The 14136-nt window shown below is 58.4% G+C and carries 12 protein-coding genes; 3 read left to right on the plus strand and 9 right to left on the minus strand.

The annotated features are described in order from the left end of the window. Positions 1-4 precede the first annotated feature (4 nt). The 3 genes from cobT to HMPREF2849_RS09620 all read right to left on the minus strand — a co-directional run bounded on the left by cobT (position 5) and on the right by HMPREF2849_RS09620 (position 2514). Positions 5-1042 (minus strand): nicotinate-nucleotide--dimethylbenzimidazole phosphoribosyltransferase, encoded by a 1038-nt coding sequence (gene cobT / locus HMPREF2849_RS09610; RefSeq protein ID WP_049190512.1) that lies wholly within the window; start codon positions 1040-1042, stop codon positions 5-7. A 102-nt stretch (positions 1043-1144) separates the two neighbouring features. After that, a complete protein-coding gene (locus HMPREF2849_RS09615) occupies positions 1145-1738 on the minus strand; it encodes a bifunctional adenosylcobinamide kinase/adenosylcobinamide-phosphate guanylyltransferase (protein ID WP_070566886.1) in 594 nt (197 codons plus the stop codon). Positions 1739-1749: 11 nt separating this feature from the next. After that, the gene (locus tag HMPREF2849_RS09620) at positions 1750-2514 is read right to left on the minus strand and encodes a DUF3043 domain-containing protein (RefSeq protein WP_070605656.1); all 765 of its coding nucleotides are present in this window, start codon (positions 2512-2514) and stop codon (positions 1750-1752) included. Between the two features lie 306 nt (positions 2515-2820). Between HMPREF2849_RS09620 and HMPREF2849_RS09625 the strand changes: the two genes are divergently transcribed. After that, positions 2821-3162 (plus strand): HesB/IscA family protein, encoded by a 342-nt coding sequence (locus HMPREF2849_RS09625; RefSeq protein ID WP_005512007.1) that lies wholly within the window; start codon positions 2821-2823, stop codon positions 3160-3162. 179 nt (positions 3163-3341) lie between these two features. Here the strand turns inward: HMPREF2849_RS09625 and asnB are convergent, their stop codons facing one another. Continuing rightward, complete coding sequence (gene asnB / locus HMPREF2849_RS09630; protein WP_070862923.1) at positions 3342-5267, minus strand: asparagine synthase (glutamine-hydrolyzing); 1926 nt, start codon at positions 5265-5267, stop codon at positions 3342-3344. A 498-nt stretch (positions 5268-5765) separates the two neighbouring features. On the opposite strand from asnB, the gene HMPREF2849_RS09635 reads away from it, so the two are divergent. Together HMPREF2849_RS09635 and HMPREF2849_RS09640 are read left to right on the plus strand one after the other, a co-directional pair. Beyond that, on the plus strand, positions 5766-6941 hold the full coding sequence (locus tag HMPREF2849_RS09635; protein WP_049190506.1) for an aa3-type cytochrome oxidase subunit II: 1176 nt from the start codon (positions 5766-5768) through the stop codon (positions 6939-6941). 35 nt (positions 6942-6976) lie between these two features. Next, positions 6977-7423 (plus strand): aa3-type cytochrome oxidase subunit IV, encoded by a 447-nt coding sequence (locus HMPREF2849_RS09640; protein ID WP_016423031.1) that lies wholly within the window; start codon positions 6977-6979, stop codon positions 7421-7423. Positions 7424-7603: 180 nt separating this feature from the next. On the opposite strand, the gene HMPREF2849_RS09645 is transcribed toward HMPREF2849_RS09640, so the two are convergent. The 5 genes from HMPREF2849_RS09645 to HMPREF2849_RS09665 all read right to left on the minus strand — a co-directional run bounded on the left by HMPREF2849_RS09645 (position 7604) and on the right by HMPREF2849_RS09665 (position 13911). Then, a complete protein-coding gene (locus HMPREF2849_RS09645) occupies positions 7604-9331 on the minus strand; it encodes an ABC-F family ATP-binding cassette domain-containing protein (RefSeq protein ID WP_070827218.1) in 1728 nt (575 codons plus the stop codon). Positions 9332-9497: 166 nt separating this feature from the next. Then, positions 9498-11126 (minus strand): cytochrome bc1 complex cytochrome b subunit, encoded by a 1629-nt coding sequence (locus HMPREF2849_RS09650; RefSeq protein WP_016423029.1) that lies wholly within the window; start codon positions 11124-11126, stop codon positions 9498-9500. After that, positions 11123-12334 (minus strand): cytochrome bc1 complex Rieske iron-sulfur subunit, encoded by a 1212-nt coding sequence (locus HMPREF2849_RS09655; protein WP_049170241.1) that lies wholly within the window; start codon positions 12332-12334, stop codon positions 11123-11125. Before HMPREF2849_RS09655 ends, HMPREF2849_RS09650 begins: the two co-directional genes overlap by 4 nt. Then, positions 12331-13221, minus strand: a complete 891-nt coding sequence (locus HMPREF2849_RS09660; RefSeq protein ID WP_016423027.1) for a cytochrome bc1 complex diheme cytochrome c subunit — start codon at positions 13219-13221, stop codon at positions 12331-12333. The genes HMPREF2849_RS09655 and HMPREF2849_RS09660 overlap by 4 nt, the downstream gene beginning before the upstream one ends. A 75-nt stretch (positions 13222-13296) precedes the next feature. Further along, the gene (locus HMPREF2849_RS09665; RefSeq protein WP_088611596.1) at positions 13297-13911 is read right to left on the minus strand and encodes an aa3-type cytochrome oxidase subunit III; all 615 of its coding nucleotides are present in this window, start codon (positions 13909-13911) and stop codon (positions 13297-13299) included. Positions 13912-14136 lie beyond the last annotated feature (225 nt).

A 14136-nucleotide genomic window follows, 5' to 3' on the forward strand; every position in this document is an offset into this window, starting at 1 on the left:
TCGATTAGTCCTTGGTGCTTACGCCTGCGTCGGCGAAAGTAGCCATGTTGCGCAGGACCGATACGCCGGACTTGACCAGCGGTAGGGCAGCGACGGCGCCGGAGCCTTCGCCAAGACGCATCCCGTATTCGAGAAGTGGTTCCTTATCCAGGTGTCGAAGGGCAAGCGCGTGCGCGGGCTCTGCCGACTTGTGGCCGGCGACCCACCAATCGCGGGCGCCCGGAGCGAGCTGGTCAGCCAGCAGAGCAGCGGATGTGACAACCACTCCGTCCAAAATCACAGGAGTGCGACGAACCGCTGCTTGCGCCAAGAACGCGGCCATCACGGTCATATCCGGCGAGGAAATACGACGGAGCACCTCAACCGGGTCATTGCGCAGGCGACGCACGCGGAACATGGCATCGCGTACGGCAGCGACCTTGAGCTTCCACCCCTCGTCATCAATGCCAGTGCCTCGGCCGACGACGACCACCGGTTCGGAGTTGGTCACGGCACCAATCAGCGCCGCGGCTGGAGTGGTGTTTCCGATGCCCAGGTCGCCGGCAATGAGCAGGTCAGCGCCTTCATCAACGGCGGCGTCGGCAATCGCGATGCCCGTGCGGATGGCCTTATCGACCTCCTCCTCGCTCATCGCATCCTCGCGGTCGATAGAACCACAGCTGCGACGGATACGGTATGGCCCTTCGGCATCGTGGTCGAGGGAAATGTCCACACCGGTAACAGTGGCTCCCGCGATGTCAGCGATAGCGTTCACGCCGGCACCCTTTGCCTCGATATTGGCAAGCATCTGAATAGACACCTCGGACGGGTACGCGGACACCCCGCCCTGGGCAACACCGTGGTCACCAGCGAAGACATAAACACGACAATCGTCCAGGTCACGCGGAGGGCATTCTCCCTGACACGCCGAAATCCAAATGCCGAGTTCTTCCAACCGGCCAAGTGAGCCTGCGGGTTTAGTCAACTGCTCATGGCGCGCGCGGGCGGCCTGTTCAGTCTCTTCGTCAGGGCGTGCTACCGGTCCAAAATAATCCGCGTTCATACTCTCAAACGCTACCCGAAAACGATTTGTCTACCGACCATTGGTGCACAGTTATTCGCATTGCTAGGCAGACCGTCATAGGGGAAGCGGCGTGGAGTGAATCTAGTTCGCCGCCTTGACTTCCATGGGGCAGCCAGCCACAACTAGGACAACACGATCACAGACAGCTGCGAGCTGTTGGTTGAGAAGGCCAATTTCATCACGGAAAAGCCGCCCTGAGCGGTGTTCGGGAATGACACCGAAGCCCACTTCGGGCGACACAATGAACAGGTCGGAATCTGCGGGGAAGTTGCGCACGGCGTCGACAAGCGAGTGCGTCCACGGCGAGACGCTGCCCCTCGGCGCCTCCCACAGCCCCTGCACGTCGATGATGTGCGTCAGCCAGGTGCCGACATCGTCCAGCAGCATGCGCCGCTCCGGCGACGCGAGAGCTTCCACCGCATCGACGTCATCAACCGTGTGCCAGGCCACTCCGTGCTCTTTTGCCTGTGCTTGACGACGAATGCGGTGCTCCTCAACCCTGGAGTGAAAATCGCTATCACCGGGCCAGGGCCGTGCTGTTGCGATGTAGTGCAACACCGTTGAGGCTGCAGCATCTGAGGCATCGCCGGTTGAGGCTGCGGCGGTGGCCAGCAGCTCGTGCTCAGCCCATGAGGACTTGCCTGAGCGGGCGCCACCGAGAACCAGAGTGCGCATGGCAGATGAGGCTACTTGATCTCGTCGCCGATGTTGACCTGCGGACGCGGAGTACGCAGACGACGCGGCTGAGAAGCGCGGGAGTAAGCGTAGAAGCCCAGTCCCCAGGCCCCTTCGGTGGTCTTCGGGAAGCGCTCGCGCGTCAGCTTGATGGCACGGCGGCCGATGTAGATGCCCTCGATGATCAGGGCAATGATGAGAACCATAGCGATGAGAGATGCGATGTTGGCCAGCTTCGGCAGGGAAGTGCCAATCATCATAATCAGCAGCAGAATCAGCGCGAACGGGAGGAACACGTTAGCGAGGAAGCGACGGGAATCAACCCAGTCGCGGACAAACTTGCGCTCAGCGCCCTGGTCGCGTGGCAGCATGTAGCGCGGATCGCCGGCGGCCATGCGCTCGTCGGCAATGCGACGCTGCTCACGTCGCTCTGCTCGCTCGCGTGCCTTGGCGGCCTTGAGCTCTTCCTTGGACATGGAAGCCTTGAGCTCCTTGCGGCGCTGGCGAGCTTCCTTAGCGGTCAGCGGCGCCTCGACCGGGCCACGGCGGATGCCGCGTTCGCGCTCAACCTCGTTGCGCTTCGGAGTGGGGCGCCCCTTCTTGGGAGTAAAAGCACCGCTGTGCTTCTTCTCGGGCTGCTGAGACTCCGAAGCGGTGCCCTTGGCCCCGCTGGATGCGGTCGCGTCGGTGGCTACGTCTCCGGCGTTGGTTGCGTCAGCGTTAGCTGCGTCAGCTGCCTTGGACTTTTTGTCATTCTTTTTCCACGGTAGATTCACGACCCCAGATTATAAGGTCTCCAAGGTGCTTCCCTAATTAGGTTGCAGGTTGAGGGTCAGGGGCGGGGCAAGGGCGAGGTTTTGGGGATGACCGCCGCGGGGCAGGCGGGAAGAGTGCGCTTGTGGCGTGGGAAGCCGTGGTGTGGTTGCGATGTGGCGGCAAAAAGACTTTCGATAAAGAGAAAGAAAAAGAGAACCCAGAATTGGGAATTAAAGACTGGCCGGTAAGGTTGTGATAAATAATGACGTAGCCGACCTTGGGGTCGACTCGCATACTTAAACACTTCAACAAGGAGGACACGCGCTATGACTACTGCTCAGAGCACTGGCGTTACCCTGACCGAAGCTGCGGCTGCCAAGGCAAAGGCACTTCTGGACCAAGAAGGTGCCACCGACCTGGCACTGCGTATTTCCGTGGCTCCGGGCGGCTGTGCCGGCCTGCGCTACCAGCTCTACTTCGATGACCGCAGCCTCGACGGCGATGTCGCCGAAGTTTTCGGTGGCGTCAAGCTGGTCGTTGATCGCCAGTCGGTTCCGTACCTGTCCGGTGCCACCATCGACTTTGCTGACACCATTGAACAGCAGGGCTTCACAATCGATAACCCGAATGCCACTGGCTCCTGCGCTTGCGGTGACTCCTTCAACTAAGTCATTAGCTGAGCAGAGCTGTCAGCAGACGCTGTGAAAAGCGTCGGATAGTAAAAAGGCTCGGACCTCACTCTTGTTAACTGAGTGAGGTCCGAGCCTTTTCTATTGGTTGCCCCAGCGATGGTGACAGCCTGCCGGGGCAGGATGGGGCTGAATCGCGGGGACCGTCGTAAAGCGAGCTAGAGCTCGACGGGGTAGTCGCGCTGCTCGATGTCCGGAGTAATGCGGTCTTCGATGAAGATGCCGTGCCAGACCATGAAGGCCAGGATGGTCCAGAGGCGGCGGGAGTGGTCGCGCTCGGCTGGGTGGTGCTCGGCGAGCATCTTGAGCACGGCGTCCTTATTAATGAACTCTTCGGTCTGGGACTCGCGGATGATGTCCTCGGCCCAGCCGTGCAACTCGTCGCCTGCCAGCCAGTGGCGAATCGGCACCGGGAAGCCCAGTTTGCGGCGGTTGAGCACGTGCTCCGGAACAATCTGCTCCATGGCGCGACGCAGTGCGTACTTGGTGGTGCCGTGAGAAACACGCATGTCCACCGGCAGCGTCTGTGCAACGTCGAAGACCACACGGTCGAGGAACGGCACGCGCAGCTCCAGGGAGTTAGCCATGGTGATCTTGTCCGCCTTGACCAGAATGTCGCCACGCAACCAGGTGAACAGATCCAAGTGCTGCATCCGAGTCACCGGGTCCCAGCCTTCAGACTGCGCGTAAATCGGCGCAGTGACATCGCTGTGGTCCCATTCCTTCTTGGCCCACGGCAGCACTTCCTGCAGCTGCTCAAAGTTAAAGGAACGAGCATTGCCGTAGTAGCGCTGTTCCAGCGGAGTAGTGCCTCGCTGCAGGAGCGACTTGCCGCGCATGCCCTCTGGCAGAGCTTCGCCGACCTTAGCCAGACCGCGCAGCAGGGGAGATGGAACCTTGTCGAACGGCTTCAGCGACAGCGGCTCCTTATAAATGGTGTAACCACCAAAGAGCTCGTCTGCGCCCTCACCGGACAGTACGACCTTAACGTGCTTACGAGCCTCTGCGGCCACGAAGTACAGCGGCACCAGTGCAGGGTCAGCTACCGGGTCATCGAGGTACCACATAATCTTCGGAATCGCCCCGGCGAACTCCTCCGGCGAGACGACCTTCACAATGTGCTCGACGCCAATGGCGGCGGCGGACTCGGCAGCCACATCGACCTCTGAGAAGCCCTCGCGCTCGAAGCCAGTGGTAAACGTCAGCAGGTTCGGGTTGTGGCGCTTAGCCAAAGTTGCAATCGCAGTGGAGTCGATACCGCCCGACAGGAACGAGCCCACCGTGACGTCGGCACGCATATGCTTCTCGACGCTGTCCTCCAGCGCACGGGCAATGCGGTCAAAAACGTCCTGCTCAGCGCCCTTAGTGACTGGCTGAATCGGGAAACTAGGCTTGAAGTAGCGGGTCTGCTTAACTTCGCCACCAGGCGTAACGATGGCAGTGCAGCCCGACTCCAGGCGGACGATGTCAGTGTGCAGAGACTCCGGTTCCGGCACGTACTGCAGGTCGACGTAGTGCTCCAGTGCACGCTTATTCAGCTTTTTCGCATCGATGCCCATCTCCGGCGCGGCCTCCAGCAGGGACTTCTTCTCAGAACCGAAAATCGTGCCGCGCTCGGTGGTGGCGTAGTAGAGAGGCTTAATGCCGAACGGATCGCGCGCCAGGAAAAGCTTGCGCTCGACGCTGTCCCAAATAGCAATGCCGAACATGCCGCGCAAGTGCTTTACGACGTCGGCTCCCCAGTGGTGGAACCCAACGACGATAGGTTCGCCATCGCCGGAGGTATTAAAGGCGTAACCTTCCTTCTCCAGCTGCTCGCGAAGTTCGACGAAATTGTAGATTTCGCCGTTGAAGGTCATGGAGTACCGATTCGGCTGATTTTCTGGTCCCCACTGCAGCGGCTGGTGGCTGTGAGCAATATCAATAATGGATAGGCGGTTGAAGCCGAAAACTGCGTCCTCATCGTGCCACGTGCCTGCATCGTCAGGACCGCGGTGCCGCATGCAGGGCAGAGCCCTTTCGACAACGGGAACGAGCTCCGCTGCGTCAGAATTTGCAGTCAGGATTCCGAGAAGACCACACATGCTTCGTGCGCGCACCTTTCAGTTAGTGTCACTTAGTGGATTTTGACGGCTTCGTAGCTAGAGGCTCAGCGCGACTGACTGTCGTCTGAACCGGTGGCCATGAAGAACCGCCGCGTGGCTGAGTAGTTGGGTTGAACCCCAGATTGGCGCCACATAGAAATGCTGCACCTACTTTAATGCCTTTTGGGGAAAAGGGAGAATGTCTTAGCTCGCCGTGTCTGGCCTCGGCGCGGGGTTATGCGGAACGGTGTGGGCGTCAGCTCGTGGCGCAAACACTAAAAAATTCATAGACTTGGGAGCGGCAACAGGGTGTAACTGGTGAGAATGCCACCCCCGATAGGCGGGTCTTTCTCAGTATTTTATTAGGGCAGATATACTCAAAGGCACCCCACAGCCATATTTATTGTGGAGAAAGCTTAAGAATCGACTACTCTGCTTGGGTAGGACGAAACCTTAATCGGTTATCGAAAATTGTGTGGATCAGGAAGGCAGACACACGTGAATCAGCGTAGAAAGTTCGGAGTCGCCCGTAAGCTCGGCGTCCTCGGCGTTGCCACCGGTAGCGCAGCCTTGCTTGCCGGCTGCGATGTTAATCCTCCGGAGAACGGCTTCTTCAAGCTGCTCCGCTTTGGTTGGCCGGAAGGTGTGACCCCGGAAGCACAGTCCATGGGTAACTTCTGGGTTTGGACCTGGGTTGCAGCTTGGATTATCGGCATCATCGTTTGGGGCGTTACCCTTTACTCGATGGCAAACTTCACAGCTAAGAAGGCTGAAAAGAAGGGCAAGGGCGAGTTCCCGCGCCAGACTGCATACAACGTTCCGGTTGAGTTGTCTCTGACCATTCTCCCGATTCTGATCGTGATGACTCTGTTCTTCTTCACGGTTCAGACTCAGGACAAGGTCACTGCCCTGGATAAGGATCCGGAAGTTACCGTCGACGTCACCGGTTTCCAGTGGAACTGGAAGTTCGGTTACGCCAACATTTCCGCTGACCTGATGGGCGGCGAGGAATACAACGGCCGTATTGAGAAGCCGGCTGATGAGCAGTTCTTCACCGAGGGCGGCCACGAGGTTCCGTCCGCTGAGGATCGCGCAAAGCAGAAGGAGCACCCGGTTCACGGACGCTCCAAGGAGAGCCTCGACTACCTGCACTACGACGAGATTGAGACCCTCGGTACCACCGAAGAGGTTCCGGTCCTCGTTGTTCCGGAAGACACTGCAATCCAGTTCGACCTCGCGTCCGCTGACGTGATTCACTCCTTCTGGGTTCCGGAGTTCCTCTTCAAGCGCGACGTGTTCCCGCACCCGGAGGCTAACAAGTCCAACCGTGTCTTCCAGATCGAAAAGATTGACTCGGACAAGATTGCCAACCGACCAGAGGACAACCCGAGCGACAAGGTCAAGAACGCATTCGTTGGCCGTTGTGCCGAGATGTGTGGTACCTACCACGCAATGATGAACTTCGAGATTCGTGCTGTCTCCCGTGAGGCATTCACCGAGTACATCAAGTTCCGCCAGGAGAACCCAGAAGCTACTAACGCTGATGCTCTGAAGCACATCGGTGAGCCGGCATTCGCAGTCTCCACTTCGCCGTTCAACTCCGGTCGTGTCGACACCCGCGACATGGGTGATCGTGGTGCTAACACCATTGACCTGAACGCGACCGCCAAGTAAACCCAGCAAGATTCTTACTTAAAGGAAGTTCTCAAATGAAGTCTGCAGCAAAGCTCTTCTACGGACTTACCGTGTTCCTGGGGTTCATGGCTGTCGTCTACATCTTCGGCACTCAGTACCTCCAGGACACCGGTAACGTCATCAACGAAAGCCAGGGTCGCCTCGAGTGGGCTGGCGCAACCGGCCTGGTCCTCGCAGCTCTGATGACTCTGATGCTCGGTGGATACTTCCACTTCACTGAGCGCCGCTCCGACATCACCCCGGCCGACTTCGAAGAGGCAGAGATTGCCGACGGTGCAGGTACCCTCGGTTTCTTCTCCGCTAGCTCGATTTGGCCGTTCGTGATGACCATGGGCATCCTCCTCATGGGCTACGGCATCGCATTCATGGCCTACTGGCTGATTGTCCTTGGCGCGGTAATTCTGATCGTCTCCGGCACCAAGCTCAACACTCAGTACATCACTCCGCCGGAGAAGCACTAGTCCGAGTGCAATCAGACTGAACCACAGTCGTAGATAACCGAAAAGTCTCTCCCACTAACAAGGGCGTTAGTGGGAGAGACTTTTTTGTTTGGGCAAGCGGGGGAGAGAGAACCCAACCGGCGTTACTTTGCCGGTTAGGCTCCGCAGTCGGTAGGTGAGTGGTAAGTATGTGATTCCGTATCAAGCGAATTCGATGGGTTTCTGCCCCTTAGGTAGTTCGATGACCTCACCGTCAGTCACCTGCAGATGACGCGCTTCGAGCGAGTTGATCATGCGGTGATCGTGGGTAATCACAATAATTGTGCCCTCTGCAGATGCGATCGCGTCTTGGACCTGCTCGATCAGATCCACACTCAGGTGGTTCGTAGGCTCGTCGAGCAGCAAGATCTCCGGCGGGTTGGCTACGACCAACGCTAACGCCACCCGGCGCTGCTGGCCGATGGAGAGGCTTCCTACCGGTCGATTGGCATCCTCAGGGCTAAGCAATCCAAAGTCGTCGAGAGGCACGCGGGCATAGGGCGCAAGGTCGTACAACTCACGGGCGGACTTCTTTGGGTTTTCCCAGTCTTGTTCCTGAGCCAGCATGGCTACTCGACAGTTCTCGCCGATACGCACCTCGCCAGCCTGCGTCTCAACTTGCCCCATGATCGTCTTAAACAAAGTAGATTTGCCGGCCCCATTAGGGCCGGTGATCACGACCTTGTCTCCGGGACGAATAGTCAGTGAACCAACCCGAATTCGATCTGGGACGATCACACCGCGCATCTTGATGTGAAAATCTTCATCGCTGCCCGAAGCAGCGCGCTTGGTCGGTAAGGGTGCGGTCAACGGGGCATCAAAGCCCAGTAGTGCCGGTGGACGCTCCACACCTTCCTCAATGAGTTCCTCCAGCCGTTGCTTAGCCGAACGCACGCGGCGGGCGATTTGCCGCTCTACACGACCGCCACGGCGGTCATAAGCCATCTTGTTATTGTCCGTCATTTCCCGACCCGGTGAGACCTCACGAGCGCCATTCTCGATGGTGTCTTCCAACCGATTGCGTTCATGCTCCTCCGAGCGCCACTGGTGCTCCCATAGCTCACGCTGGTGGCGACGGTGCTTCGCGTAGTCGGAGTAATTACCACGGAACAGCCCAATACCAGGGCGCCCCGGCACCAAGTCTCCAATTACAGTACAAACGGCATCCAGGAAGTCGCGGTCATGTGTTGCCACCACAACCACTCCAGGGTGGTTCTGGATGGTGTCAATCACGAGCTGGCGACCGCGTTCATCGAGATGGTTGGTGGGCTCGTCGAGAAGCAAAATCTCTGGCTTTCGAATGAGCGTAATCGCGAGCCCCAGCCGCGCCCGCTGCCCGCCGGAAATCTCCGTGGTTAGTTGCTCTGTCAGGGGAGCGCCGTCCGGAGCAGTACCGGTCAGGCCGAGATGGTCGAGCACAATCTCCGCATTATGTTCGGCGTTCCAGTCATCGTGAGCCATGACGTCCGAGAAGGCCTTCGAATACGCCTTCTCTGCCGCCTCAGACTCATCTGGGGTCTTTGCTAAGGCCATCGCCTCAGCTGCTTCTTCTAGCTCCGCTAAACGACGTTTCGAGGGGCCGAGGGCCTCATCGATAAGCATTTGCACCGTGGAGTCGAAAGGCGCTTCCAGCTCCTGAGAGCCGAGGACACGCGTGCCAATATGAGTCACCGTACCGCTCGTGGGCCGACGACGACCAGATAGTAGCCAAAGAAGTGTGGACTTGCCGGCTCCGTTGTCTCCAACCAGACCGAGGACATCGCCGTCGGAAAGCGTGAGCGAGACATCGCGCAGAACAGGCGTGGCCTCGTAGTCGAAATTGACACCGTTGGCGACAAGCTGTGTGGCGTTGTTCGAAAGATCGGTGGTGGGGGAGGGACTGGTAGACATATGTCCATTTTAGTACTGGTAAACAGCAGATTTGGTATCCGACGTATGTTGGGTCAAGGCGAGGTCGGAAGAATCTGGGTAACAAAAACCACCCCGGTCGACATCCGAAGTGGATGCGGACCGGGGTGGTCTTATTTGAGCGCAGTAGAAAACCTACCGCGGAGTTTTACTGCTCGAGCTGGCGACGCTCTTCAGCGTTCTGAGCTTCGAGGTCACGGAACATCTGAGCCTGCTGCTCGTGGTTCTCGTGCTCGATACGAGCTGCCTCTTCGGCGATCTCCGGGGAGTCCGGGCTGAAGAAGCTACCGCGACCCGGGCTACCAGCGGCACCCAGTTCGTTCATGGTCTTCGGGACGTAAGCACCCTGGTACTCGAGCGGAACGGCGTGGCCGTGCTCGTCGACCGGACCCAGTGGCTGGTGGACCTCGATGAAGGAACCATCAGGCAGCTGGTTGATGATGCCCGTCTCGATGCCGTGCTCCAGGACAGCGCGGTCAGAGCGCTGCAGGCCGATGCAGATTCGGTAAGTGACGAAGTAAGCGATCGGAGGCAGGATGATCAGACCGATACGGCCAACCCAGGTCATCACGTTCAGCGAAATCTGGAAGTGGTATGCGATCAGGTCGTTACCACCGGACAGAGTCAGCAGGGTGTAGAAGACCAGAGCCATGGCACCCAGGCCGGAGCGAACCGGCACGTCGCGCGGACGCTGCAGCAGGTTGTGGTGGGCGTTGTCGCCGGTGATCTTCGCCTCGATGAACGGGTAAGCGAAGAGCAGGACAACCAGAACACCACAGAGCAGGGCGACCCAGAAGACTGCCGGGATCGTGTAAGAGCCCAAGTAGAGCTCCCACGGCGGCATGACACGGGCAGCACCGTCAGTCCACAGCATGTAGATATCCGGCTGGGAACCAGCGGAAACCTGCGCCGGGTTGTACGGGCCAAGGTTCCAAATTGCGTTGATCTGGAAGATACCAGCGAATAGCGCCAGGAAGCCGAACGTAATCAGACCGAAGGAAACGGACTTGACTGCGAAGATCGGGAGAATACGAACGCCGACGACGTTGTTCTCGGTACGACCTGCGCCAGGGAACTGGGTGTGCTTCTGGTACCAGACCAGAGCCAGGTGAGCGGCAATCAGACCCAGCAGCAGGGCCGGGAGAATCAGCACGTGTGCAATGTACAGGCGCGGGATAATCATGTCACCCGGGAAGTCGCCGTTGAACATCATCCAGTGCAGCCAGGTGCCGATAATCGGCAGACCGATGATGATTGCGGACATAATACGCAGACCAACACCGGAAAGCAGGTCGTCCGGCAGGGAGTAACCCATGAAGCCCTCTGCCACGGACAGCAGCAGGAGGATGGAACCGATGACCCAGTTAGCCTCACGCGGCTTGCGGAATGCGCCGGTGAAGAAGATGCGGAACATGTGCGCCATGATGGACACGGCGAACAGCAGAGCACCCCAGTGGTGAATCTGGCGAATGAACAGGCCACCGCGAACCTCGAAGGAGATCTGCAGGGCGGTCTCGTAGGCGCGAGACATCTCGACACCGTTGAGCGGCGCGTAGGCACCGTCGTAAATGACCTTCGACATCGACGGGTCGAAGAACAGAGTCAGGTAAACACCCGAGAAGAGCAGGACTACGAAGGAGTAGAGTGCAATCTCGCCCAGCAGGAAGGACCAGTGGGTAGGGAATACCTTATTGAGCTGCTTACGCATGCCGCCAGACAGGGTGTAGCGGTCATCCATATTCTTAGCAGCGGTTGCTAGTTTCGTTGGATTACTCATGACTGACGCTCCCAGAATGCCGGACCGACGGGCTCAATAAAGTTGCCCTCTGCGTACATGTAGCCTTCTTCGTCAACGCTGATCGGCAGCTCTGGAAGAGCGCGAGCAGCTGGACCGAAGACCGGCTTGCCGTAGTGCAGTGCATCGAACTGCGACTGGTGGCATGGGCAGAGAATACGGTTCGTCTGCTGTTCGTACAGAGAAGTCGGGCAACCGATGTGTGTACAAATCTTCGAGTAGGCGAAGTAGTCGCCGTAGTGGAAGTCTTCCTGACCCTTGCGCAGGATTGCCTTTTCAGCGTCCTGGGAACGCAGACGGATCAGCATGACCGAGTTGCGGGAGCCGTGAATCGAGTGCATGTGTGCCTCGTAGACATCAGCATCCTTGGAGTACTTGTCGCCGTCGTTGACGTCCTCCTCCGGAAGAGGGAAGACGGTCTCCATGGAACCTGCGGACAGGTCCTCTGGGCGGAGGCGAACCAGGCGGGAAACGCCCTTAGTGGTGTAGCCGTGTACGCCCTCTTCAGCGATAGCGCCGGTGTCGCGACCCAGGTAAACCTTGTGGCCCTTCTCGACGAGAGTCCAGCCGGTGGTCCACAGGGTGCCGTCACCAGTGACGTCAACGTCGTGGCGTGGCTTCCACGGGTTCTTAATCATGCCGCCAAGCGGAAGGATCATGCCGATACCAGCCAGGACGGCGCCGGTACCAAGGAGGCCCTTGATAGCGGAGCGACGACCCAGGGTGGAGGTCTGCCAAGAATCGTTCAGCAGGGCAACGATGGTCTTCTGGTCGACCTCTTCGGACGGACCATCGTGGCGGCGCTGAACCGAAATCTCTTCCGGAATGAAGCGCTTGGTGAACTTAACTGCACCAATACCCAGGGTGACGATGCAGCCACCGATGGTGATACCCAGCAGCGGGGTGTACATAGTGTACAGCCACAGACCCTCTTCGCCGTGCCCCTTGTAGTGCCACGGGTAGAACAGGTAGATGGCGATGAATGCCAGGCCAAGAATGACCGACAGTGCCAGCCAGATGGTGACACCACGAGCCGCGCGCTTTTCAGCCGGGTCGTTGGCAATCGGGAAGCGTTCCTTGCGGTAAGCAATGGTCACGTCATCGAGTTCAGCACCCAGACGAGCGAGATCCGCATTGCTCATCTTCGACAGCTCTTCGGAGCTGTACTTCTTGTTTTCGTTATTACTCATCGGCGGGATCCAATCCAAAGAGCGGCCGCTACGAGAGCGACAATGCCTACAATCCACATGACAAGGCCCTCAGCAACTGGGCCGATGCCACCAATGCCCCAACCACCCGGGGTCGGAGTTTCCTTGGCGTTCTTGATGTAGGCGATGATGTCCTTCTTCTCGTCAGCAGACAGCTGGCGGTCAGAGAACTTCGGCATATTCTGCGGGCCGGTCAGCATGGCCTGGTAGATTTCCTGCTCATTTGCAGGATCCAGGACCGGTGCGTACTTACCGCTGGACAGTGCGCCGCCACGACCGGTGAAGTTGTGGCAGGATGCACAGTTCAGGCGGAACAGCTCGGAACCGCGAGCAACGTCAGCCTTGTCAAGCTCACCGTTCGGGCCAGCGTTCTTACCGCGTAGCGACTCCATAGCGATGGAGCCGTCCTCGTCGCGGACGATGCCGGCGCCGCCACCATTAGCCTGGACGTAGGCTGCGATAGCCAGCGTCTGCTCTTCGGAGTAACGCGGGGTCTTACGTGCTGCCTGAGCCTCGTTGCGGAGCATCGGCATACGACCGGAGTGAACCTGGAAGTAAACCGAGCCTTCGCCGACGCCGATCAGCGACTTGCCGCGGTCCTTAACGCCCTGAAGGTTGGCGCCGTGGCAAGTAATACAAGCAACGTCGTAAAGCTCCTTGCCCTGCTGAATCATTGCGGCTTCATCCTGCTGAGCAGTAGCCGTCTGTGCATCAGGGGTCAGAGCATTAGCGAGGAAGCCCGCGCCGGTGAGGGCGAGAGCCATAGCCATAATGCCGGAGGCAGTACGGCGCATCTTGCGGCGGCCCTTTGACTTCGGGGCCGCAGCCAAGGACGTGGTGTCCTTGGTTTCGGAGGTAGTGTTTTCCATCTTTTTCCCTTTAAGACTGTTCGTGGAAAGTGGATGGGCTGTAGGCCGTACTAAACAAAGGACGGCCAATACGGCCTACTGGATGAAGTAGATGGTGATGAACAGGCCAATCCACACGACGTCGACGAAGTGCCAGTAGTACGAGACCACGATGGCAGCAGTGGCCTGTGCCGGGGTGAACTTCGCCTTGGAGGTACGGATAAGCACCACAACGAAAGCCAGCACACCCGCGAGGACGTGGGCTGCGTGAAATCCGGTGGTGATGAAGAAGACCGAACCGTAAATGGAGTTCTGAATGGTCAGACCGTGGCTAACCAGGGTGAAGTACTCGTAAGCCTGGCCGACGAGGAAGATTGCACCCAGGGCGGTAGACAGTGCGTACCACTTACGGAGTGCGAAAACGTCGCCACGCTCGGCCGCGAACACGCCCCACTGGGCAGTGAACGAAGACGACACTAGGATCACGGTGATCAATAGTGCGTACGGGACATTGAGGTGGCCGGTACCCCAATCCCACGAATCGCCCTGGCCGTTCGCGCGTGACACGAAGTACATCGCGAACAGACCGGCGAAGAACATTAATTCCTGAGACAGGAACACAATCGTGCCGACACTGACCATATTCGGTCGGTTCAGTGTCGCAGCACGACGTGGTGCTGTCATACCTTGATTTTCAACTGCGCTCGTCACAACTAACAGTATGTACTGTTCTTAAGGAGTAGTCACGTTGCAACCCCCGTTTTTGTATAAAAATTCCTAAAATCCCAGGTCGCGAGGAAAGGTTTCTGAGAATTTCACTAATTTTTCCCCCTGTTGGGAACTTTCCAGTGTCTTTATCCGACGCGGGTGAATTCGAGGGCTTTGTTGTGCCGAGGTGCGCGGTGTCCATCCCCCCTGGACTGCCAGGTTCACTTC

The sequence above is a fragment of the Corynebacterium sp. HMSC073B01 genome (assembly GCF_001838255.1).
GTDB lineage: Bacteria > Actinomycetota > Actinomycetes > Mycobacteriales > Mycobacteriaceae > Corynebacterium > Corynebacterium jeikeium_D.